The 22,512-nt window shown below is 31.1% G+C and carries 23 protein-coding genes; 3 read left to right on the top strand and 20 right to left on the bottom strand.

The features are described 5' to 3' along the window. Positions 1-9: 9 nt before the first annotated feature. The 17 genes from ACN5J5_RS06130 to ACN5J5_RS06050 form a co-directional block, all read right to left on the bottom strand. Positions 10-420 (bottom strand): hypothetical protein, encoded by a 411-nt coding sequence (locus ACN5J5_RS06130; RefSeq protein WP_418646425.1) that lies wholly within the window; start codon positions 418-420, stop codon positions 10-12. A gap of 97 nt (positions 421-517) precedes the next feature. Next, positions 518-2,320, bottom strand: coding sequence for a hypothetical protein (locus tag ACN5J5_RS06125; RefSeq protein ID WP_418646424.1), 1,803 nt, complete (start codon positions 2,318-2,320; stop codon positions 518-520). A gap of 11 nt (positions 2,321-2,331) precedes the next feature. After that, the gene (locus tag ACN5J5_RS06120) at positions 2,332-4,893 is read right to left on the bottom strand and encodes a TonB-dependent receptor (RefSeq protein ID WP_418646423.1); all 2,562 of its coding nucleotides are present in this window, start codon (positions 4,891-4,893) and stop codon (positions 2,332-2,334) included. 135 nt (positions 4,894-5,028) lie between these two features. Continuing rightward, entirely contained in the window at positions 5,029-6,597 is a 1,569-nt protein-coding gene (pgi, locus tag ACN5J5_RS06115) for a glucose-6-phosphate isomerase (protein ID WP_418646422.1), read from the bottom strand. Between the two features lie 2 nt (positions 6,598-6,599). Then, a complete protein-coding gene (locus tag ACN5J5_RS06110) occupies positions 6,600-7,895 on the bottom strand; it encodes a peptidoglycan DD-metalloendopeptidase family protein (RefSeq protein WP_418646421.1) in 1,296 nt (431 codons plus the stop codon). A 93-nt stretch (positions 7,896-7,988) separates the two neighbouring features. Beyond that, entirely contained in the window at positions 7,989-8,765 is a 777-nt protein-coding gene (locus tag ACN5J5_RS06105; protein ID WP_418646420.1) for a DUF3108 domain-containing protein, read from the bottom strand. A 102-nt stretch (positions 8,766-8,867) separates the two neighbouring features. After that, positions 8,868-9,788 (bottom strand): tryptophan 2,3-dioxygenase family protein, encoded by a 921-nt coding sequence (locus ACN5J5_RS06100; protein WP_418646419.1) that lies wholly within the window; start codon positions 9,786-9,788, stop codon positions 8,868-8,870. 51 nt (positions 9,789-9,839) lie between these two features. Beyond that, positions 9,840-11,000 carry a 4-hydroxyphenylpyruvate dioxygenase gene (hppD, locus tag ACN5J5_RS06095; RefSeq protein WP_418646418.1) on the bottom strand — a complete coding sequence of 387 codons (1,161 nt, stop codon included), beginning with the start codon at positions 10,998-11,000 and terminating at the stop codon, positions 9,840-9,842. A gap of 74 nt (positions 11,001-11,074) precedes the next feature. Beyond that, complete coding sequence (locus ACN5J5_RS06090) at positions 11,075-12,232, bottom strand: homogentisate 1,2-dioxygenase (protein WP_418646417.1); 1,158 nt, start codon at positions 12,230-12,232, stop codon at positions 11,075-11,077. Positions 12,233-12,404: 172 nt separating this feature from the next. Next, positions 12,405-12,737, bottom strand: coding sequence for a ferredoxin (locus ACN5J5_RS06085; protein ID WP_418646416.1), 333 nt, complete (start codon positions 12,735-12,737; stop codon positions 12,405-12,407). 1 nt (position 12,738) lies between these two features. Beyond that, positions 12,739-13,635 (bottom strand): sterol desaturase family protein, encoded by an 897-nt coding sequence (locus tag ACN5J5_RS06080; RefSeq protein ID WP_418646415.1) that lies wholly within the window; start codon positions 13,633-13,635, stop codon positions 12,739-12,741. Positions 13,636-13,664: 29 nt separating this feature from the next. Continuing rightward, complete coding sequence (locus ACN5J5_RS06075; RefSeq protein ID WP_418646414.1) at positions 13,665-14,720, bottom strand: NAD(P)/FAD-dependent oxidoreductase; 1,056 nt, start codon at positions 14,718-14,720, stop codon at positions 13,665-13,667. 203 nt (positions 14,721-14,923) lie between these two features. Continuing rightward, the gene (locus ACN5J5_RS06070; protein WP_418646413.1) at positions 14,924-15,160 is read right to left on the bottom strand and encodes a NifU family protein; all 237 of its coding nucleotides are present in this window, start codon (positions 15,158-15,160) and stop codon (positions 14,924-14,926) included. 10 nt (positions 15,161-15,170) lie between these two features. Continuing rightward, entirely contained in the window at positions 15,171-16,301 is a 1,131-nt protein-coding gene (locus tag ACN5J5_RS06065; protein ID WP_418646412.1) for a P-loop NTPase, read from the bottom strand. Positions 16,302-16,403: 102 nt separating this feature from the next. Further along, on the bottom strand, positions 16,404-16,736 hold the full coding sequence (locus tag ACN5J5_RS06060) for an MGMT family protein (RefSeq protein ID WP_418646411.1): 333 nt from the start codon (positions 16,734-16,736) through the stop codon (positions 16,404-16,406). A 9-nt stretch (positions 16,737-16,745) separates the two neighbouring features. Beyond that, positions 16,746-17,417 (bottom strand): tRNA (guanosine(46)-N7)-methyltransferase TrmB, encoded by a 672-nt coding sequence (trmB, locus tag ACN5J5_RS06055; protein ID WP_418646410.1) that lies wholly within the window; start codon positions 17,415-17,417, stop codon positions 16,746-16,748. Between the two features lie 12 nt (positions 17,418-17,429). Beyond that, the gene (locus tag ACN5J5_RS06050; protein WP_418646409.1) at positions 17,430-17,648 is read right to left on the bottom strand and encodes a DUF6341 family protein; all 219 of its coding nucleotides are present in this window, start codon (positions 17,646-17,648) and stop codon (positions 17,430-17,432) included. 42 nt (positions 17,649-17,690) lie between these two features. On the opposite strand from ACN5J5_RS06050, the gene ACN5J5_RS06045 reads away from it, so the two are divergent. Next, positions 17,691-18,593 (top strand): DUF6427 family protein, encoded by a 903-nt coding sequence (locus ACN5J5_RS06045; RefSeq protein ID WP_418646408.1) that lies wholly within the window; start codon positions 17,691-17,693, stop codon positions 18,591-18,593. Positions 18,594-18,595: 2 nt separating this feature from the next. On the opposite strand, the gene upp is transcribed toward ACN5J5_RS06045, so the two are convergent. Both upp and ACN5J5_RS06035 read right to left on the bottom strand, forming a co-directional pair. Next, entirely contained in the window at positions 18,596-19,249 is a 654-nt protein-coding gene (upp, locus tag ACN5J5_RS06040; protein WP_418646407.1) for a uracil phosphoribosyltransferase, read from the bottom strand. Positions 19,250-19,307: 58 nt separating this feature from the next. Then, on the bottom strand, positions 19,308-20,087 hold the full coding sequence (locus ACN5J5_RS06035; RefSeq protein WP_418646406.1) for an alpha/beta fold hydrolase: 780 nt from the start codon (positions 20,085-20,087) through the stop codon (positions 19,308-19,310). A gap of 43 nt (positions 20,088-20,130) precedes the next feature. On the opposite strand from ACN5J5_RS06035, the gene ACN5J5_RS06030 reads away from it, so the two are divergent. Together ACN5J5_RS06030 and brnQ are read left to right on the top strand one after the other, a co-directional pair. Then, positions 20,131-20,688 carry a hypothetical protein gene (locus ACN5J5_RS06030; RefSeq protein WP_418646405.1) on the top strand — a complete coding sequence of 186 codons (558 nt, stop codon included), beginning with the start codon at positions 20,131-20,133 and terminating at the stop codon, positions 20,686-20,688. After that, positions 20,681-21,955 carry a branched-chain amino acid transport system II carrier protein gene (gene brnQ, locus ACN5J5_RS06025; protein ID WP_418646404.1) on the top strand — a complete coding sequence of 425 codons (1,275 nt, stop codon included), beginning with the start codon at positions 20,681-20,683 and terminating at the stop codon, positions 21,953-21,955. The genes ACN5J5_RS06030 and brnQ overlap by 8 nt, the downstream gene beginning before the upstream one ends. Before the next feature lie 34 nt (positions 21,956-21,989). Here brnQ and ACN5J5_RS06020 read toward each other — a convergent pair whose 3' ends face one another. After that, positions 21,990-22,493, bottom strand: a complete 504-nt coding sequence (locus ACN5J5_RS06020; protein WP_418646403.1) for a DUF3575 domain-containing protein — start codon at positions 22,491-22,493, stop codon at positions 21,990-21,992. Positions 22,494-22,512: the final 19 nt, after the last annotated feature.

Raw genomic sequence — 22,512 nt, 5'->3', positions numbered from 1 at the left:
ATATTTAAATTAAAACCAATTACTCCAAGGAATTCTTGATAATATTAGTAATAATGCAATTCCGTAAAAAATAGTAAAGGTTTTAAACTTTGCTTCGCTTTTTACTTGTTTTTTGTGTTTAGACCAGCCTATGGTAATTAAAGTGATTGCAATAATCATCATTAATGGATGTTCTAAAGCTAATAATCTAACTCCAGAATCTTTCATATTTCCTAGTCCTTTTTGAAAACCTCCTACGAAATACACTAAAAATCCTAATAATAACTGAATATGTGATGTTATTAAACTAAACAAACCTAAACGGAATTCTTTGTGTGTAAATTCTTTTTTCTGTACCAATCCAACCACAGCGTTTACAACTGTAAAAATTAATACTGCTACTACAATGTATGCCCAATAAGAATGCAATGTTTTTATCATAATTTAATCGTTTTTAATCTGCGTAAATGTACTAATTTTTATGCATAAAAAAACCACCTCGATAGAGGTGGTTTTTAAAATATTATTTTGTGTTTGGTTATTTAACTACCCAAGCACCACCAACTTTTTCAAATAATCTTTGGTGTACATTTTCTCCATTATCATATACTACGTATGATAATAAATATTTTTGTCCTTCTGCAGCAGTAGGATCATGATGATCTAAAAATATAGCTAAAGCATAGTTAATTTGAGCATCTGACCAGTTGTAGTCAAAATCTCCATAATTAGCTAGGTTACCAATTAATCCTGCATATTCTGCATCGGTTAACTGAGACGCCATATACTCATAATCACCATTTCTTATTAAAGTATATTTAATAGTGTTATCTGGAACCCAAGTTGTACCATCGTGACCAAACTGTAATGTTGTTTCAATAGTAGATTGATAAGCTTCCCAAACACCATTTGTTTTTGTGTAATGATCTCCTCTTACTTGTGCTCCACTTGAACTAGATACATAATTGTACACTACATCTAACTCATCTCCATCTTGTGCATAAGGAAATTTAATACCTAAAAATGTTGGTAAATAATCTCCTGCTGGTTTAGAACTTCCAAAATTAGTAAGTCCCATTGATGTGAAGTCATCTTCAGTTATAGAATAGTAATCACTTGAAGGTAATTTCCATGTTCCATTATCATAAGTATACATTACTGTTGTAGCTATTTTTTCTCCAACAATTTCATCAGGTAAACTACCATTGTTCATGATAGCAGACCATGTATTAGCTACACGTATACCATCAACTGTACCTGTTGGTCCTCCATTACCTTGACGTATACCAATTCTTTTTGCAGTGTTATTTGCATTTCCTGTATTGGTAGCTTCTGGTGTATCTGGCTCAGTATCTGTAACTGCATCTAATACATATAGGTTAGAAACACCATTACTTGTGTTGTAAGAAGCAACTACTAAATATGTTTTATTTAAGTCATATGATGTAGTACCGTATGTTAATGAACTTGAACTAGCCCCGATACCAAATAAAATTTTATCTGACCCATCATTTTTTGCTCCAACTCTTGCAGAAAAAGCATAACTACCATCTTCTTCCATTAAGTGAAAGAAATAAGTACCATTACCTACTTCGCTTAAATTAATTAAAGCACTAGAATATACCATTCCAGATGTAATATCAGTAGTAAAAGCTTTATTTACATCTTCTGAACCTGCATTAGATAAAGACATCGCACCTGCAGCATCTGAAGGATAATCTGTCATAGATAAACCTGTTGTAGCATACATTAATTGGTTAGAAGCTCCTGAATGGTTTACCCATGCTCCTGCTGAAATTGTTGTTAAATCTCCTGCCGTTGCACCGTAATCAAAATTTTCTTCTAAAGAAACTAATGGTGTAATAGCTGTTGTGCTACCAGTATATTGGTTGTATGTTGCTGAAACATAATCACCTTCATTAGCTGAACTGTTGTTGTTTTCTAATATTTGTGGTAAAAAAGTAGCTGGATTTACAGTACTTTCGAAACCTAAAATATCACTTCCACTTAATTTATAGTCTTCTAAACCTAATTCGTAATTTCTTAATCCGAAAGCTCTTCCAACATATAATTTATATCCAACTAAAACAGAAGATTTATTTCCCCATGCTGGGTACATTTCTGTTAACAAACCTGGAATATCTTCTTTAGCATCATCTACCGAGTTAAAACTTCCGTAATTTAAACCTAATGCATCATAATCGTCATCTGTTAATGTATATTCAGCATCACCAACGATTGCATTATCTTGTGCATCAACTTTAGCGTTGATGTCTTCTAATGGTTCACAAGAAGTGAAAACCATTGTAAAAACTGTTAATAATAAAAATATTTTTTTCATGGTTTTATTTATTAAAATTTAACTGTTAAACCTAAACTGAAAGTTCTACCTGCTCCGTAATATACTCCTGCATTTGTAGAGTTATGAACCTCTGTTCCGTTTATGTTTTCAGTTGCATCAAATGCATCTGAAATGTACTCAGTGTTAAAAATGTTATTTACTTTTCCTGAGAAAGTTGCATCTAAACCTGCAATATCAAAACCATGTCTAACACCTAAATCAAATAAATGATATTCTGGTAATTGCCAAGTGTTTTTTCTATCAGTACTTCTTGTAATATCCATTTTAGCATAAAGGTCTCCAGCATAGTTATAATCTAAAAAGATAGATGATTTTTCTAATGCTTTATAATTTAAACCTAAAGACCAAGTAGTTTGTGCAGCATCTGATACTTTTAAATCAGTTGCGTTAACTTCTACAGTTTTAATTGATGTTCCTGATTGATCAAAGATTTCACCTCTTACATCACTTTGCCATGTCCAGTCTCCAAAAGAAGCCATACCGTTTAAGATAAGTTTATCAGTCATTTTGTAAATAAAATCAATCTCTATCCCTTGGTGTAAAGCATCTAATCCTGGTAAGTTAGCTTCTAAAAACTGTCCTTGATTATCTGGATCTTGAACTCTTGATGTTACCGATTTGTCTAACCAAGAAGTTCTGTACAAGTTAACATTTGCATTGAATTTTTCGCTTCTAAAACCGTACCCTATCTCTGCACTAAAAATCTTTTCGTTAATTGCATCTTTGTTCAATTCAACAGATTCTTTATTTAAAAATACGTTACCTGTTAAGAAAGGAGCTTTAGAAAAGTAACCAACATTAACAAATACATTGTTTTTTTCATCTAAATTATAGTTTACTCCACCTTTTGTTCCAAATCCAAAAAAGTCAGCATCTGGCGAAACGTTTCCGTTTGGATTAGATGAATCATCAAGAAAACTTGATCTTCCATATGTAGTGTTAGAAATTGTAGTAGATAAGAAAGCTGATATATCGTCTTTAGAATATTCTAATTGACCAAAAACACCATAGTTTAACACTCTACCTTCGTAATCTCTATTATAACGGTCACCAACTTTTAATGGCTCGTTGAAGTTATTATCGTTTGATTTAGAGTTTAACCAATACTGACCTCCTAATAAATCTGTAACTTCGTAATAGTGTATCCCTTTGTAATATCTAGCATCTAAACCAGCTGACAATGATAATCCTTCAGTTAATTCTGTTTTTAAAGTAGATAAAACACCATACCATTTATGTTCGTTTACTGATGCTGTAAATACATCCGTAGCACCTAATGCTCCGTTTGCTTTATTTTCTGCAACAATTCTATCAAAATCAATAGGAGTATCAAAATCTCCAATTCTGTAATCATCATTGGTAAATTTACCAGTTCCTTCTTGTCTTCTACCGTTACCCGAACCAAATGAAGCATAAACTGCAGTTGTTACAAAAGTTCTATCAGAAATAGTCCAATCGTGATTTAAAGAAATTTGTGGTTTATGATAAACATTTTTTGAAATATTTTCTACCTTACCATTTCTATAACCCCAATCTGGGTTAAATCTTTGACCACCTTGTTCTGTTGCTCTATTTTGTGCAATAGTTCTTGTGTTATATCTTTGACCATGCTCTTGTTGAGCACCAATAATATTAAAAGATAATTTATGATTATCGTTTAATACTTTAGAAACATTTAAAAAGTAATTAACTCCACTAAATTGAAGTCCTTCTACATAACCGTCTCCAGAGATTTTTGCAGCTGAAGCAGTAATTGCTAAACCATTATCCATTAATCCAGTAGACAAAGTCATACCGTATTTAAAATAACCATCATTAGCTACTGACATTTTTACGTTTCCTCCTTGTTCAGCATCCGTAGATTTAGAAATAATATTAATTGTTCCCCCTACAGAAGGCACCGCTACTTTAGATGCTCCTAAACCTCTTTGAACCTGCATTGCAGATGTTACGTCTGATAAACCAGCCCAGTTAGACCAATATACAGCTCCGTTTTCCATATCATTAACTGGTACTCCGTTAATCATAACCGCAACGTTTTCTGATCTAAAACCACGTAAGTTAATTCTTGAATCTCCATAACCACCACCTGTTTTTGTAGCGTATACACCAGGTGTAGATTTTAAAATTTCAGGAAATTCTTGAGTTCCTAATTTTGTTTCAATATCTTCTGCTTTAATTGTAGATACTGCTACTGGAGTTTTTCTATCAATAGCAAAAGAAGTTGCTGTTACTACGATTTCGTTTAACACATTTGAAGGTGCCAAATCAATAGTTCCTAAATTAGCATTTGAAGCTGAGTAAGCTACCTCCTTATTAATGTACCCTATAAAAGATAAAGTTACAAATCCTGAAGATTTTTTAGCACTTAGCGTAAACTTTCCATCAAAGTCAGTTGCTATTCCGTTTGTAGTTCCCTTAACGACAACATTAGCTCCTGGTAATGGCTCACCCATTTCGTCAACCACTGTACCAGTAATTTTAGTTTGTCCTAAAACTGTAGCTACTGTAAAAAACAGTGCTATTAGTAAAACATTTTTAAGTTTTTTCATTTCTAATCTAAATTGTTATTAAATGCAGCGCAAAGGTCTTGCTTTTACCCTCCTTTAATATTAACTTAATGTTAAGTTTTTAACAACATCTTAACATTAATTATCTAGAAATAAAACACTAAAAACAACTTAAACTTAATTAATTAATATTTTTTTAGCAAGTTCTTTACCTAATTCAACTCCAAATTGATCGTATGAATAAATATTCCATATTACACCTTGAGTAAAAATTTTATGTTCGTAAGTAGAAATTAGCATTCCTAAAGATTTTGGTGTTAACTTTTTAAGTAAAAGTGAATTACTTGGGCGATTTCCCTTAAAAACTTTGTAAGGTAATAATTGATTTATTTTATCTAATTGATTTTCCGTTTTCAGTTCTAAATGAATTTCTTCTTTTGTTTTACCATAGGCTAAAGCTTCCATCTGAGCATAGTAATTTGCCATTAATTTTTTATGATGCGCCGTTAAACCATGTAAAGACTCTTCAAATCCAATAAAATCAGCTGGTATTAATTTTGTTCCTTGATGTACTAGCTGCATAAAAGCATGTTGCATATCGGTACCTACAGCTCCCCAAACAACACTCCCTGTTTGGTAAGTTACCTCTTTACCGTTTCTATCAACACTTTTTCCGTTACTTTCCATAATAGCTTGTTGTAAATAAGCAGGAAGCTTTGATAAATATTGAGTATACGGTAGAATAACTTCAGTTTCACACTTAAAGAAATTATTTGTCCAGATTCCTAATAACCCTAATATAACAGGGATGTTATTCTTAAAATCAGTATTTTTAAAGTGTTCATCTACTTCTTCAGCTCCATTTAATAATTCTTTAAAATTATCAAATCCAATAGATAAACTAATCGACAAACCTACTGCTGACCATAAAGAAAATCTACCTCCAACCCAATTCCACATTGGGAAAATATTTTTTTTATCAATTCCAAAATCTACCGCTTTTTCAATATTTGAAGAAACCGCAACAAAATGTTTTGCAACATCAAAAACTATTGCCGATTTTAAAAACCAATTTCTAATTGTATTTGCATTTGTAATCGTTTCGTCTGTAGTAAATGATTTTGAAACAATTATAAATAATGTGGTTTCTGGATTTAATTTATTTAATAATTCAGCAACATGATCTCCATCAATATTTGATATAAAATGTGTATTTAGTTTATTTCTATAAAATTGCAACCCTTCTACCACCATACTTGGACCTAAATCTGATCCTCCTACTCCAATATTTACAACATCGGTAATTGACTTACCTGTGTAGCCTTTCCATTTCCCTGAAATTACTTTATTGCTAAAGGTTTTTATTTTTCTTAAAGTAGTTTGAATTTTAGGTTTCACATCTTTTCCTTCAACAAAAATAGCATCATTAGAACTACTTCTTAACGCTGTATGTAAAACTGATCTATCCTCAGTTACATTTATCTTATCTCCTGAAAAATATTTAGCAATTGCCTCTTTTAACTTACTCTCTTCTGCCAAAGAAATTAATAAATCGATTGTTTTTTGAGTAATATGATTTTTAGAATAATCAAGCTTAAATTCATCTAATGAAATAGAAAAATTTTCTTTTCTGTTTTTATCCATTCTAAAAAGCGCTTTTAACTCATAGTTTTTTGCTTCACTAAAATGTTCGGTTAATTTTTTCCAAGCTTCAGTTTCAGTTGGATTGATATTTTGTAAAGGCATAATTAGTGTTTAAGCAATATTTCTTTTTTAGTTGAAGGAATCTTAAAAACGGGTAATATATCCTTCTTTATAGGTAATTTTATAGAATCTAATTGATTTTTTATCGGCTTGATAAATTTAAAATAAGCTGGTTTCATTTTTGGATCTAAAGGTTCTGCCGATGGAAGTTTTTCTCTAAAAGGATCTACCTGTTTTCCGTACTTCCAAAAACGATAACACACATGGGGTCCGCTGGTATTTCCGGTCATACCAACCCAACCGATTACATCTCCTTGCTTTACGTAATCTCCTACACGAACATTTCGTTTTTTCATATGCAAATATTGGGTAGAATAAGTACTATTGTGTTTTATTTTTACATAATTACCATTACCGCCTCTTCTTTTAGATTCAACAACTGTTCCGCTTGCGGTTGCCATAATTTCCGTTCCGTATTTAGCTGCAAAATCGGTTCCTCTATGGGCACGTACTCTACCATAAAGTGCTATTTTTCTTCTTAAATTATACCTTGACGAAACTCTGTATTGAAACTTTATTGGTGATTTTAAAAATGCTCTACGTAACATATTTCCTTTTTCATCATAAAATTCAGGAATCTTTCTTATAGAATCTCCAACAAATTTATAGGCATATAAATCCTCACCTTTATGCTTAAAAACTGCTGCTTTAATCTCTCCATAACCAACAAAAGTAGTATCATTAATAAATTTTTCTTCGTAAATTAACTTAAAATCATCTCCTTTTTGTAGTCGATAAAAATCCAGTGTCCATGCATAAATATCAGCAACCGAATTTGTTAAAGTTGGTTTTAAACCTAAACTATCCATCGTTAAAGATAAGTTTGAAAATATTTTTCCTGCAACTTCTTTCTCTACTATTTTAATTTTTTTTCGAACTTTATAAGCTTCTATAATAGAATCTTTAAAATTAATAATTGTTGCATCTACTTTATTATGTTTATATATAAAAACCTGTGCTTTTTGAAGTGAATCTTTAGATGCTAAAACAGTATATTCCTTTCCTGACCGGATTCTTCTAACATCAAAAGTATCTTTAATTACCGTTGCTATTTTATTAATTTTAGGATACATTACATGATATCTATCTAAAATAAGTCCAAAACTTTCCCCATCTTTAATAGTATCGTTTATTAAATTATAATGATCTAAATTAAATCCAAAAAGATAAACTGGCTTAGGTTTTTCTATTTTAACTGGAAGTTTAATTACTGGCGGTTTCTCTTCTTTACAAGAAAAAAAGAGGCAAAAAACAAGAAAAAGGAAAATATATTTTTTCAAAGAAAGCTGTTTAAATTTTAGTTTATCAGCAAAAATACAAATAAAACCTTTTGTTTATTGCACTTTAACAATAAGTAAACAACTTATTTAATTTTAATTAAATCCTTTACCAAAAGGATTTGCTAATCCTTTATATTCCGACAATTCTGCACGAAGAGATCCCACAGATAAAGATGCTTGAATTTTTACGGGTATCTTATTATAGTCATCTGTTATCCAGATTGTTACACTTTCTTTTTCTTTAAAAACTCTACCAGATTGCACAATTGGTCTAAATTTTTGAGTGTTCACTTTTCCAAACTTCGTTTTTAATATTTCATTTCCTAAAAAACGTAATTTAAACTCAAAACTTTTATTATCTAAAAACACCTCAGTCTTTATTTCCTCCCCTTTTTTCATTCCTTTGGTGTTATAATTTCTTAAAAAATAGTAGATAGAAATCATATCTTGTGGTGAATTTACAGGAACCTCAAGATTTCTTTTTTTTATAAAATCTTCAACATGAGCTTTTTTTTCTTGCTGATTAAAAGTTATTTGTAAGTTTTTTTTATAACCTCCTTCGTTTATTTTTCTTTTAAATAAATACGGTTTACCTGTATCTACATCAAAATACGATTGGTAGTTATCTTTTACTTTAAAAAACCACTTAATCATACCAGTAGTCCAACCTTTTCCTGTAGCATGAAATACTTTTTTACCATTTAAATCTTCTTCCTTTAACGACAATGTTGCATTACCTGCTTTTAAAAATCCGCTATAACTCATTTTAAATTTAAGCCATTCTCCATCTTTAAATGCAACTTTTTTTTCTTGACCAAAAGTAATTATGGTAAAAAAAAGTACTGAAATGATAACTATTTTTCTCTTCATGATATTCAAACTTATGAAAAAAGTTAGACAATTATTGTTCCAAACACAAAAAAGCTGTTCAATTTAAAAATCAAACAGCTTTTTTTAGATGGATAATTGAACTTAAAAAGTTCCCCAATTTTTAAGTTCTTCTTCGCTCCATAAATAAGGGAAGAAAATTCTTTTTTGATATTTTGGATGCATGTATTTACGCCAATTACTTCCGCCAGTTGCTTCTAAATCTTTATCTCCTCCGCCCAAATATTTTCCAGCAGCATTGTAATGAGCCATCACCCATTTTACATTTACTGTATAATCGTAATGACGCATTGCTTTGATTAAATCAGGGTTTTTTTGAACATCTTCGGGTAATTGTTGAAACTTTTTAGACAAATTACAATCATTATAATCTTCCATAAAGTCGATAAAATCTCCCATATATTTCTCTTCAAATAACTGAATTAAAATCGATTTTTCTCCTGTTTGATGATTTTTACCTGCAGCTTGCCAATACAAATGTTCAAACGCATTTTTAAAAGAAGATCCTCTATCAATTGTGTCCCTAAAACGCGCATCAATTAAGTTGATTAATTCTGTTGAAGCAAATTCAATTTTACGGTATTGCGCACTTTGAAATCCGCTTGCGGGTGCTAACGTATTTCTAAATTTTAAATATTGCTCTACATCCATTCCTTCTCCCATCACACTAAATGAACTACAAAGCATGTCAAAATAACGACTGATTCGCATTAAATGTTTTGAAAATTTTTCTGCAGAAATTGCTTCTTTAGTCAATGAAATTTGATCTATTTCCCACAAAATCATTTTAAACAACAACTCATTTACTTGATGATACATGATAAAAACCATCTCATCTTTTTCGGTAGTTCGTGGAATTTGTAATCCTAATAAAGCATCGGTTTGAATATAATCCCAATACGTAATTGGAGTGCTGTGTAATAAACCTTCTAGCATGGTTTCTAACGGAACACCCAATTTATCGTACTTTTTTTCTATTGCTTTTAAAAGCTCGTCTTTGTTCATTTGTATAAAAAAAGAACCAAGAAGTTATTCTTGGCTCTTTGTATTTTTAGTTTATAAAGTTCCTCTTTTTTCTTGTTCTCTCTCAATAGATTCGAACAATGCTTTAAAGTTTCCTGCTCCAAATCCGCGAGCTCCCATTCTTTGAATAATTTCAAAAAATAACGTTGGTCTGTCTTCTACTGGTTTGGTGAAAATTTGTAATAAATATCCTTCTTCATCAGCATCAATCATAATTCCTAGAGATTTTAATTTTTCAATATCTTCTCTTAATTCGTGATCAAATTCTTCTAAACGTCCAGGAACAGATTTGTAATATTCATCTGGCGGAGTTGATAAAAATTCTACTCCGTTTGCTCTTAATTGCGATACTGTTTTTAATATATCATCAGTAGCAACGGCTATATGTTGCACACCAGCGCCTTCGTAAAAATCTAAATATTCTTCAATTTGAGAACGTTTTGCTGCTTTTGCTGGTTCGTTAATTGGAAATTTAATTCTACCATTTCCGTTAGACATTACTTTACTCATTAATGCCGAGTATTCTGTATGAATTTGCTTGTCATCAAAAGATAAAAAGTTTTCAAACCCCATTACATCTTCGTACCATTTTACCCAAACATCCATTTGGTTCCAACCAACATTACCAACCATGTGGTCAATATATTTTAAACCTGCAGCTGGCGGATTATATTCTGATTCCCATTTTTCGAATCCTGGTAAAAATGCTCCGTTATAGTTTTTACGCTCAACAAACATGTGTACAGTTTCTCCATAAGTGTAAATTCCTGCTCTTACAACTTCTCCATGTTCGTCTTTTTCAACAGTTGGTTCCATATAAGATTTTGCGCCACGAGAGGTCGTTTCTTCATACGCTTTTCTCGCATCTTCTACCCAAAGTGCTACAATTTTTACACCATCACCATGTTGCACAATATGATCGTTTATTGGTGATTTGCTATTTAGCGGAGTTGTTAGCATCAACTTGATTTTATCCTGCGTTAATACATAACTTACAGAATCTGTTGCACCTGTTTCTAATCCGCGATATGCGTGTGATTGAAATCCGAATGCAGTTTTATAAAAGTGTGCTGCTTGTTTTGCGTTTCCTACGTAAAATTCCACGTAATCTGTTCCTAAAAGAGGCAAGAAATCTTGCGCTCCTTCAAATATTTTTTCTAAACCGTAGTTTACTGATTTTATTTCTTTTGCCATTTTAAATGATATTTTTATTCTGAGTTTTTAAGTTTAAGAGACTTAAATGTAAATCAGAAATTGTTTTTAATTTTTTATAAAATCCAAGATTTATGATAATCATCTACTTGTAATTTTAAAGCTTCTTCGGTGATAGACATCGGTCTGAAAGGATCTATCATAACCGCTAATTCGCCAGTTTCTTTTTTACCAACACTTCGCTCTATTGCTCCTGGATGCGGACCATGAGGAACACCTCCTGGATGCAAGGTAATTTGTCCTTTTTCAATACCATTTCTGCTCATAAAATCACCATCAACATAATACAATAATTCTTCTGAATCTATATTACTATGATGATATGGTGCTGGGATACTTTCTGGATGGTAATCGTACATTCTTGGAACAAAACTACATACCACAAATCCTGCAGATTCCCATGTTTGATGAATTGGTGGCGGCATATGAATTCTACCTGTTATTGGTTCAAAATCGTGAATTGAAAATGCATACGGATAATGAAATCCATCCCAACCAACTACGTCAAAAGGGTGATTTCCGTACACATATTCCCACATGTTTCCTTGTTTTTTAATTTTCACTAAAAACTCGCCTTTTTCATCGTGTGTTTCTAAGTTTTCTGGCAATCGCATATCTCTCTCACAAAAAGGAGAATGCTCTAATAATTGTCCAAAATTATTACGGTATCTTTTTGGTGTTAAAATTGGCTCAAAAGATTCTACATATAAAATACGATTGTCTTCTGTATCAAAATCTATTTGATAAATTACCCCTTTCGGGATAATTAAATAATCACCATATTTAAAAGGAATATTACCGTAATTTGTTCTTAAAGTTCCTGAACCAACATGAATGAAAAGCATTTCATCAGCATCACCATTTTTATAAAAATAATCTTTCGAAAAAGATTTTGGCGCTGCTAAACCAATGTGCAAATCATTGTTTACAAATAAAGTTTTTCTACTGTCTAAAAAATCTTCTTCAACAGGTAAAGAAAATCCTTTAAAACTTAAAGCTTTCATGTTTTTTTCAACGCCTATTTTTGGCACAACAGATCCTTTATCTTTAATTTCTGTGACAACTGTTGGCGGATGAATATGATATAATAACGACGACATTCCTGCAAAACCAGCAGTACCAAATAACTCTTCTTGGTACAATTCTCCGTTTGGTTTTTTAAAAGTTGTGTGTCTTTTTTTTGGGATTTTACCCAATGAATGATAACGAGACATAATAATTAGTTTTTGATAATTAATAAATTAGTTTAATTACGCGATTAATTATTAATGCTTATTCAGGATTTCTTTTAATTAAGAATTTTAAGTGTGATAATAAGTCTAAATACATTTGTTAGAACTTTTAGTTGCTTGTTCTACAAATATACAGAAAAGTATGTGAGATTTTTTAACTCTCTGGCGCTAAAGTTACTTCTAAACCATCCATTTTAGATGTAATTTGAATTTGACATCCCAAACGACTGTTTTCTTCTACATGAAAAGCTTCTGCTAACATCATATCTTCATCATCGTTCATTGCTGGTAATTCATGCTCTGAATTCACATAACATTGGCACGAGGCACACATTGCCATTCCGCCACAAATACCAATAGTTCCTTCTGGTGCAATTTCGTACGAACGAACTACTTCCATTAAATTCATTGCCATATCTGTAGGTGCTTGAATTTCGTGTAAAACACCTTCTCTGTCAGTTATTTTTAGGGTAACGTCTTGTTCCATATTACAAATTCATTTCTTTACGTAAAGTCTTCGCTCTTTTATCTTCACCATCGTGTGACCAACCGGGTGAATTAAAAATATAATTTAGCTTATCAGAAAATTTAGTGGCTCTTTTTACATCTTTCCAAATTGCCGAATACTCGTGAGTAGCAACTTTTATAGGATTATACGTTTCAATATTTACTGTTAAACCGTAAACGGGATGTTCAATTTCTTTTAATTCTTTAGAAAAAGTACCAAATAAACGATCCCAGATAATTAAGATTCCCGCATGATTGCAATCTAAATAACGAATATTTGATGCATGATGTACTCTGTGATGCGATGGTGTATTGAATATGAACTCAATTGGTTTTGGTAATTTATCTACCAATTCTGTATGTACAAAGAACTGATAAATTAAGCTTACACCCATCATAGTAAACATCATTAAAGGATCGAAACCTAATAACGGAATCCACATCCAAAAGAAAAATTTATGAACACGTTCACCAACTCCTTGGCGCAAAGCTGTACCTAAATTCATGTGAATTGACGAATGATGCGGCACATGACCTGCCCAAAATAATCGCACTTCGTGATTTAAACGATGAAACCAGTAATAAGCAAAATCATCTGCAAATAATAACAGAATCCACGCCCAATATTGACGCTGAACAACTTCTTTTAATGGACTGATTTCATACAGATAAAAGAAGATTATAAATGCTAAAACCTTAGGAATAAATTCTACAATTGCAGAAAAAACCATCATTAACACTGATACTTTTGTGTCTTTTATATTGTATTTTTCTGATGCAATTTTATATTCAATCAACATCGAAATAAAAAATATAGGTAAGGCAAAATACAAGAGTTTATCTTGCGAAAGTTGTTCTATATAGTTTATTAATGTCAATTTATTTTAATTTTAAAGTTGATAAAGACTTACTCAATTTTTTTAACAACCGCTTTCGGAGCTTCTTTTCTGGTTCCGTCAAAACCATCTACGCCACCAACAGTTGTATATTTCATTACATATTTTTTATCTGGAAAAATACGTTGAAATGCACTTTGACACATTAAAGTTGCTTCGTGAAAACCGCAAAGTATTAATTTTAATTTTCCCGGATACGTATTTACATCGCCAATAGCATAAATTCCTGGAATATTTGTTTGATAATCCAATGCATTATTTACTTTAATAGCATTTTTTTCAATTTCTAATCCCCAATTTGCAATTGGCCCTAGTTTTGGAGACAAACCAAACAACGGAATAAAATGATCGCAAGCTAAAGTATATTCTTCTTTGTCTTTTGGTGCTATTAAAACACCTTCAACTTTATTTTTACCAACAATTCCTTTTACCTCAGCCGGTGTAACTAAATTAATTTTTCCAGCATCTTTTAATTCTTGTACTTTATCAACTGAATCTAAAGCACCTCGAAATTCGTTTCTTCGGTGTACTAAAGTTACCGATTTTGCAACATCTGTTAAAAAGATAGACCAATCTAAAGCAGAATCTCCACCTCCAGCAATTACAACATCTTTATCGCGGTATAATTCTGGTTCTTTAATCATATACTCAACTCCCTTATCTTCATAATCTGCAATACTAGGAATTGGTGGTTTACGTGGTTCAAAACTTCCTAAACCACCTGCTATTGCTACTACAGTCGCTTGGTGTTTTGTTCCTTTATTGGTGGTTACTATAAAACTACCATCTTCTTGTTTTTCGATTGTCTCAGCGCGTTCTCCTAAGGTAAATCCTGGTTCAAATTGTTTAATTTGTTCCATTAATTTATCGGTTAAATCGCCTGCTAAAATTTCTGGATACGCTGGTATATCGTAAATAGGTTTTTTAGGATAAATTTCTGAACATTGCCCTCCTGCTTGTGGCAATGCATCAATTAAATGACAACGAAGTTTTAATAATCCTGCTTCGAAAACAGTGAACAATCCTGTTGGTCCTGCTCCTATAATTAATATGTCTGTTTGTATCATTTTACTACAAGAATTTCTTTTTTATATTGACATTCCTGTCTTTAAAAAAAAGACAGGAATGTTTTTATGCGTTAGTGATTGAGCGGTTTGTTTAAGCTCTTTTTAAAATATTTTTTTATTTTAAAAAAGCGAGTAGCGAAAGCACGCTCGAACGCCCAAAAATAATAAGTATATAGTTATTAAAAACTGATAAAAATCAGCATTTATGCTACATTAATTACTTCTTCAATTGTTGGCGCATATTTTTTAATAGTTGCTTCTACTCCGTTTTTTAACGTCATTTGGTTTACTGAACAGCCACTACAAGCTCCTTCTAACTGAACTTTTACTTTGTTGTTTTCGATAGATAATAGCTTAATGTTTCCACCATCGCTTATTAAAAAAGGGCGGATTTCTTCTAATGCTTTTTCTACGTTGTTTTTTATTTCTGTTGCTGTCATAACCGTTTTATTATTTTGTACTACAACCACTCATTGTAGTGATACGAACTACTTCTGTAGCAGGTAAATTCGCGTTTCTTTTTAATAACTGAGAAATCATTTCTTTAGTTGCATCGGTAAATGCTTTTTCTAAAGGCGTGTTTTCTTGTAATGCTACCGGATGCCCTACGTCTCCTGCCTCACGAATACTTTGTACTAACGGAATTTCTCCTAAAAAGCTAGTATCAATATCTTCGGCTAAGTTTTTAGCACCACCTTTACCAAAAATATAATATTTATTGTCTGGTAATTCTGCTGGTGTAAAGTATGCCATATTTTCAACAATACCTAAAACAGGTACGTTAATACTTTCTTGTTTAAACATAGCAACTCCTTTTTTAGCATCTGCTAAAGCTATGTTTTGTGGAGTACTTACCACTACGGCTCCGTTAATTGGCACTGCTTGTACGATTGATAAATGAATATCTCCTGTACCTGGAGGTAAATCAATCAACAAAAAGTCTAATTCGCCCCAATCTGCATCAAAAATTAATTGATTTAATGCTTTTGATGCCATTGGTCCACGCCAAATTACAGCTTGGTTAGGATCTGTAAAAAAACCTAAGGATAGTAATTTTACTCCGTAATTTTCAACAGGTTTCATTTTAGAACGCCCATCTACTTTTACTGCTAATGGTTTTTCGTTTGCTACATCAAACATTAAATGTTGTGATGGTCCATAAACATCGGCATCTAAAACACCAACTTTAAAGCCCATTTTAGCTAAAGAAACTGCCATATTTGATGTAATGGTAGATTTTCCTACACCTCCTTTTCCAGAAGCTACAGCTATAATGTTTTTAATATTCGGAATTTCTTTTCCTTTTATTTGTGTTGGATTTTCTTTAGGTTTTGCCTCAACCTTTACATTCACTTTTACATCAATTTTTTGATGAACGTGCTCGTGAATTGCTTTCATAATTTCAACTTCAACCTTCTTTTTGGCTTGTAAAGATGGGTTTGAAATAGTAACATCAACAATTACTTCTTCGCCAAAAGCAACAATGTTTTTTATGTTTTCGTTTTCTACTAAACTTTTACCTTCTCCTGGTGCAGTAATCGTTTCTAACGCTTTGTATATATCTTCTTTTTTAAAACTCATTAGAGTATTTAATTAAATTATTTTTAAAGAACAAAGATACGTTTTAGAGCGCAGAAAATAAAGTGTTTAAATAGCGAAAATTTATACGGTAATAAGTAAGTATTATTGAAGTTCTTCGGATGGATTCCAAAATATTTTTTCGAAATCTTGAATTTGGTTTTCAACCACTACAATGTCTTCGCTTTCTAATAATTGCTGCATTAAATTAGTGCCATCGAAATGCTGTTTCCCTGTAAGTAAACCTATTCTGTTTACAACTCTATGTGCAGGAATATCATCTAAATTATGTGCTTTATTCATTGCCCAACCTACCATTCGGGCAGATCGTGCTGCACCTAAATATGTTGCGATTGCACCATAACTGGTTACTTTGCCAAAAGGAATTAACCTTGCAACCTCGTAAACTCTTTCGAAAAAATTTTGATTTTTACTCACCGAGTAAAGTTAGTAATTCAATTTGAAACGGATATACGTAATCGGCTTTCCTTTTTCTAAGTATTGCTTTTCGTAAAAAGTTTGCGTTGAAGTTACCTCTTCTGGTGCGCCTTCATTTTTATACACGTTATGATTGGCGTGTAAAATTTCGTGACCTTCACCATGTAATAAACCTAAAGTATAACCGTGCATAAACTCGCTATCGGTTTTTAGATTCATAATACCATCTTCTTTTAAAATTTGATGGTATCTTTTTAAGAATGCCGTATTAGTCATTCTATGTTTTGTTCGTTGATATTTTATTTGTGGATCTGGGAATGTTATCCAAATTTCATCAACTTCATTTTCAGCAAAAATGTAAGCTACCAATTCTATTTGCGTTCTAATAAAGGCAACATTTTGCATGTCGTTTTCAATAGCGGTTTTAGCACCACGCCAAAAACGAGCTCCTTTAATATCAATACCAATAAAATTTTTATTCGGATTTTTTTCTGCTAATGCTATCGTATATTCACCTTTACCACAACCTAGCTCTAAAACTATAGGGTTGTCGTTTTTAAAAAAGGTATTCCATTTTCCTTTTAAAGAAAAATCGTTAATTACCTCTTCTCTTGTTGGCTGAATTACATTAGCAAACGTTTCATTTTCTTTAAAACGTTTTAGTTTATTTTTGCTTCCCAATGTATCTAAAAATTAAGCTCGGTCTTCAGTTCCTTCTTTTAAGAAGATTGATGATTGCTTCATCCAATACCCAAATAACACAATTAGAATTAATACAAATATCCAGTTAACGGCATTTGAAGTCCACCATCCTAAATCTCCTTTAGCAACTTCTAATCTTAACCATTTAAATGGAATGAAAATTAACTCAAAAAAATCTCCAATTAATCTAAAAATATTTAATCCTAACATAACTTGATTATATTTACAGTTGCAAAAGTATAAAAAGAAACCATGTTAGCCAATTTTTTCGGTAAATCTAAACCTGTAAATTTCATCGTAATTTTTACGCTATTTTTAATTTACTTTTTTCTTCGTTTTTTAACCGAAGAAATATCCTTTAATTCTTTTAAAGAATTACTTGGTTTTATTGTTGTTTTTGCTGTTTTTAACTTTATTATCGCAAAAAATAAATTAACTTTTGATAACTCTTTTAGTTTTTTATTTTTTGTAATACTTATTGGTTTTTTTCCTGACGCCATACAAATTAACAAAGCTTTTTACACTTGTTTAACCGTACTTATTTTTTTACGAAAAGTTTACAGTTTACAATCGCCTAAAAACACTTTTCATAAATTATTTGATGGTGGTTTGTGGCTAGGTATTGCTTTTTTAATTGAGCCTTACACGGTAATTTTTGCTGTGTTACTGTATGCTTCTATTTATTTACATCATCATTTTACGTATCAAACATTATTAATACCGGTAATTAGTTTTGCAAGTGTTGTTTTTTTGTTTTTTACCTACTGTTTTTGGTATGATCAGGTAAACGATTTTTACCTTCTCTTTAATTGGGATTTTACTTATAATATAAATTTATATTTAAGCACTTCTTATCTATTTTCAATTATACTTATTGGTGTTTTTGTAATAACAGCAATGGTACTAAAAAGTCCAAAAGCGTTAGCAATTCTTAATACTTTTAGAAAAAACTGGATTTTAACGCTTATTCACTTAATTATTGCTGTTTTTATTATTTTATTAATAGATAATAGAACTGGTGGCGAATTGTTATTGCTGTTTTTTCCTACTGCTATAATATTAGCAAATGGCTTAGAGTTATATCAAAAAAAATGGATTGCAGATGTGGTGTTAATCTTATTTTTAATTAGTTCGATTGTAGCACCCTTTTTGTAATCTTATAATTTTGCCCCAAAAGCTAAATCGCCAACATCACCTAAACCAGGTACAATATAACCTTTACTATTAAGTTCGTCGTCAATATCTGCCACCCATAAGTTAGTGTTTTCAGGAAAAAACTCTTCTATTAGTTTAATTCCTTCTTTTGAACCAATAACAGATAATATATGTATTTCTTTAGGTGTACCGTGTTTTTTTATACTCTCGTAAACAGCCACTAACGAACGCCCTGTGGCAATCATTGGATCTGCTAATAACAATGTTTTTCCTTCAATTGTTGGTGACGCTAAATACTCAACAACAATATCAAATTCCTCATCCTCAACATGATGCTTACGATATGCAGAAATAAAAGCATTTTCAGCGTCATCAAAATAATTTAACAAACCATTATGTAATGGAATTCCTGCTCTAAGTACCGAGCATAAAACTAACCGATTAATAGGTAACTTCGTTTCTTTAATACCTAAAGGAGTTTCAACTTCTACTCTTTCAAAAGTTAATTCTTTACTTAATTCGTAGGCTAGTATTTCGCCAATTCTTTCGATATTTCTTCGAAATCTCATCGAATCATTCTGCACTCCTACACTTCTTATTTCTCTTAAATATTTACTTAATAATGATTTTTCTTTTGATAAATGGTGGGTTTTCATATTTGTTTTTATTTGAGGGAATATTATTCGACTTAAAAATACATAAAAAAATGCTTTTTTAAAAATTAATAAACTCTTTTACAGCTTCTAACACCTCATTTTTAGCCTCTACATAACTCATATGCCCACCTAAAATTGTTACCAAAGGCGTATTTGTTCGCGCAGACTCATATACTATTGATTGATAATTTATTATCGGATCGTTTTTTCCTGTAATAATTAATCGTTTCGTTATTTTTTGCAAAACAGCCTCTTTATTTTCTCTTAATTGCATCCCTTTTGTTGCTGCAATATATCCTTGTACGGGAGTTTTTAATGCTTCGTTCTTTACTTTTTCTATCTCTAAAATAAACTGAGTTGTACTTTTAGAGGTAAATAAATTTGCAACAGATACTTTTATCAAATTATTATAATTGGTTTTTGCTATTTTACAAGCTCTTGAACGCAACTCTTTTCGTTCTTTAGTATCTGCTTGAGCAGTTGAATTTAACAAACACAATCCTTTTATATGCTTCGGATATTTCTCTGCAAACGCTAAAGAAACATATCCTCCCATTGAGTGCCCAATTATAATATACTTTCTAAGTCGTAACGATTTTAAAACCTCTTTTACCGCCAATGCCATATCATTCATTGTATGAACATAACCTATGCATTCTGAATTTCCATGACCTAATAAATCAATACAAATCACTCGATTTTTGGTTGATAATTCCGCAGATATATTACTCCACATTGTCGAATTCTCTAAAAAACCATGCAGTAAAACAATCGCATTCCCTTTACCAACATCCGAAAAAGCGATTCTACTATTTTTATAAACGATAAAGTCTTGCATCTTGCAAAAATATGTATCTTTCGCTAGTATTTATTCTAAAATCATGTTAACCTCTCCCTTTTCTTCATTATCTGTAAATAATGAAAAAAAACTTACTATTTTCCTCTCTATTGCTACGGCTTCCATACTATACTGTATGTTAAGTATTGATTATTATTTGATAAATACTGTTTGTAAAAACGGAATTTTATCTTTTGAATTAGCAAAAGACTTTGAAACTTCTGAAGCTATTTTAAATTCTTGGAATGTAAAAGCAAAAATTAGTGCAGGAATTAGTGTTGGATTAGATTTTTTATTTCTGATGATTTATCCGCTTTTAATTGCCTTGTTAATTCACAAACTCAATAAAAAACTTTGGAAAGGTCATCCATTTTATAACGTGGGACTTATTTTATTATTTTCACAACTTTTTACAGCAATTTTTGACGCGATAGAAAACGTTAGCTTAATACAATTATTATTAGGAAGTACGAATAAATTATGGTCTTTAATAGCCTATTATTTTGCTTTTATAAAATTTACCTTAATTGTAATTGCGCTTTTATACTTAGCCGTAAATTTTATTTTACTTATCATTAAAAACACCTCTAAAAATGAATAAAACAAAAGAAATATACGTTACGGGTTTTGCTTTATTTTCTATGTTTTTTGGAGCAGGAAATTTAATTTTACCTCCTTTTTTAGGTAAAAATGCCGGTAATTTATGGAGTTGGGTAACAATTGGTTTTTTTATTACCGCTGTATTTATACCTATTCTAGGAATTTTAGCACACGCTAAATTACAAGGAACCATGTACGATTTTGGTAAAAAAGTATCGCCTGTTTTTAGCTCAATCTACTGTTTTATTGTTTACGCAATTTCAATTGCTTTACCAGCACCAAGAACAGCTTCGGTTACCCACGAAATGGCAATTGCTCCTTATTTTAATAGCAGTTCGCTAATAACAAGTACTTTTTATTTTGCATTGGTTTTTTTATTTGCAATTAATCGAACAAAAGTTTTAAGTTTATTAGGTAAGTTTTTAACTCCGTTAATTATCCTAATATTATTGGCAATCATTTTTATAGGAATGTTTACTGCGCCAGAAATAATAAATCCATCTACTTTTAAAACTCCTTTTATAAATGGTTTATTAGAAGGATATCAAACTTTTGATGCTATCGGCGCTGTAGTTGTGGGTGGTATTTTAGTAATTTCATTAAGTTTTAATAAAAAAAGTTCTTTTAAAGATAAAAAAGAACTGATAACCAAAGCTGGTTTTATAGCTGGTTTTGGACTTTTAATTATTTACGCTGGTTTAATTTATAACGGAGCTTTATTTAACTCTATATTTAACAATACCGCTACTAGATCTGAAATTTTAAGCGATTTAAGTACGCAAACCTTAGGTAATATTGGTACTGTTTTTTTAAGTGTATTAGTAGCCTTGGCTTGTTTTACCACCGCGGTAGGAATTATTACAGGTACTGCCGATTATATAAAAGGAATTACCAATAATTCGAAAAAAACCTATAAAATAACCGCTTTTATTGGCTGTATTATTGGTGTTTTAGTTGGTCAGTTTGATGTGAGTTATATTATAAATATTGCTTTACCTGCATTAATGTTTATTTACCCGATTACCATTATTTTAATCATCTTAAATGTTGTTCCTAATAAATTTACTCCTGCTTTTGTTTTTAAAACCGTAGTGTTGGTTACTTTTATTTTTAGCATTCCAGATTTTTTAGCTTTTATTATTGATAAAAAACATTTAACTGAAATTATCGCTTTTATTCCGTTAGCAAATCAGCATTTAGGTTGGGTATTACCAGCAATCATAGCTTTTATATTAACAAATATCTTATCAACAAAAAAGCTCGCATAACGCGAGCTTTTTTTATTATTTATTTCTTAAAATATTAAAATCTATATCCTAAATTCACCCCTACTCTTGGTACTACAGAACGAGATTCTGACGAGAACATATTTCGTCCTAAACCACCGTAAACATCAACTACAAAACCTCCAGAAGACACGTATTTAGATCCTAAAGCAATTCCTAAAGCTCCATCAGTATATTCTTTATATTGTTTTGCACTACTACCAATTAAATCAATTTCTCTTTCCCCTTTATTAATCCCTAAAAAAACTTCACCAAAATAATTCCAATTACTATTACTTGTAAAATAATGACGAAAATAAGGTGTAATCATCCATTCCTCATTATATCTAAAATCAGCAGATTTTTTTTCGAAATTAATCAATCCTGATACTCCAATAGATGAACTTTCACTAGTATAATATTCGTAAGAAACCTCAACCGTTTTTAGTGCTAAGGCGTCTAAAATATCTATTTTTACTTCTTGTTGTGCTTGAGCAAACGAACCAACAGCAAACATTGCTATTAAAAATATTTTTTTCATGTATAAATTTTTAAATCAA

The organism is Tenacibaculum insulae (genome assembly GCF_964512435.1).
GTDB lineage: Bacteria > Bacteroidota > Bacteroidia > Flavobacteriales > Flavobacteriaceae > Polaribacter > Polaribacter insulae_A.
Note: the sequence above shows the minus strand (reverse complement) of the source record. Positions and strands in the feature narration are given on the sequence as shown.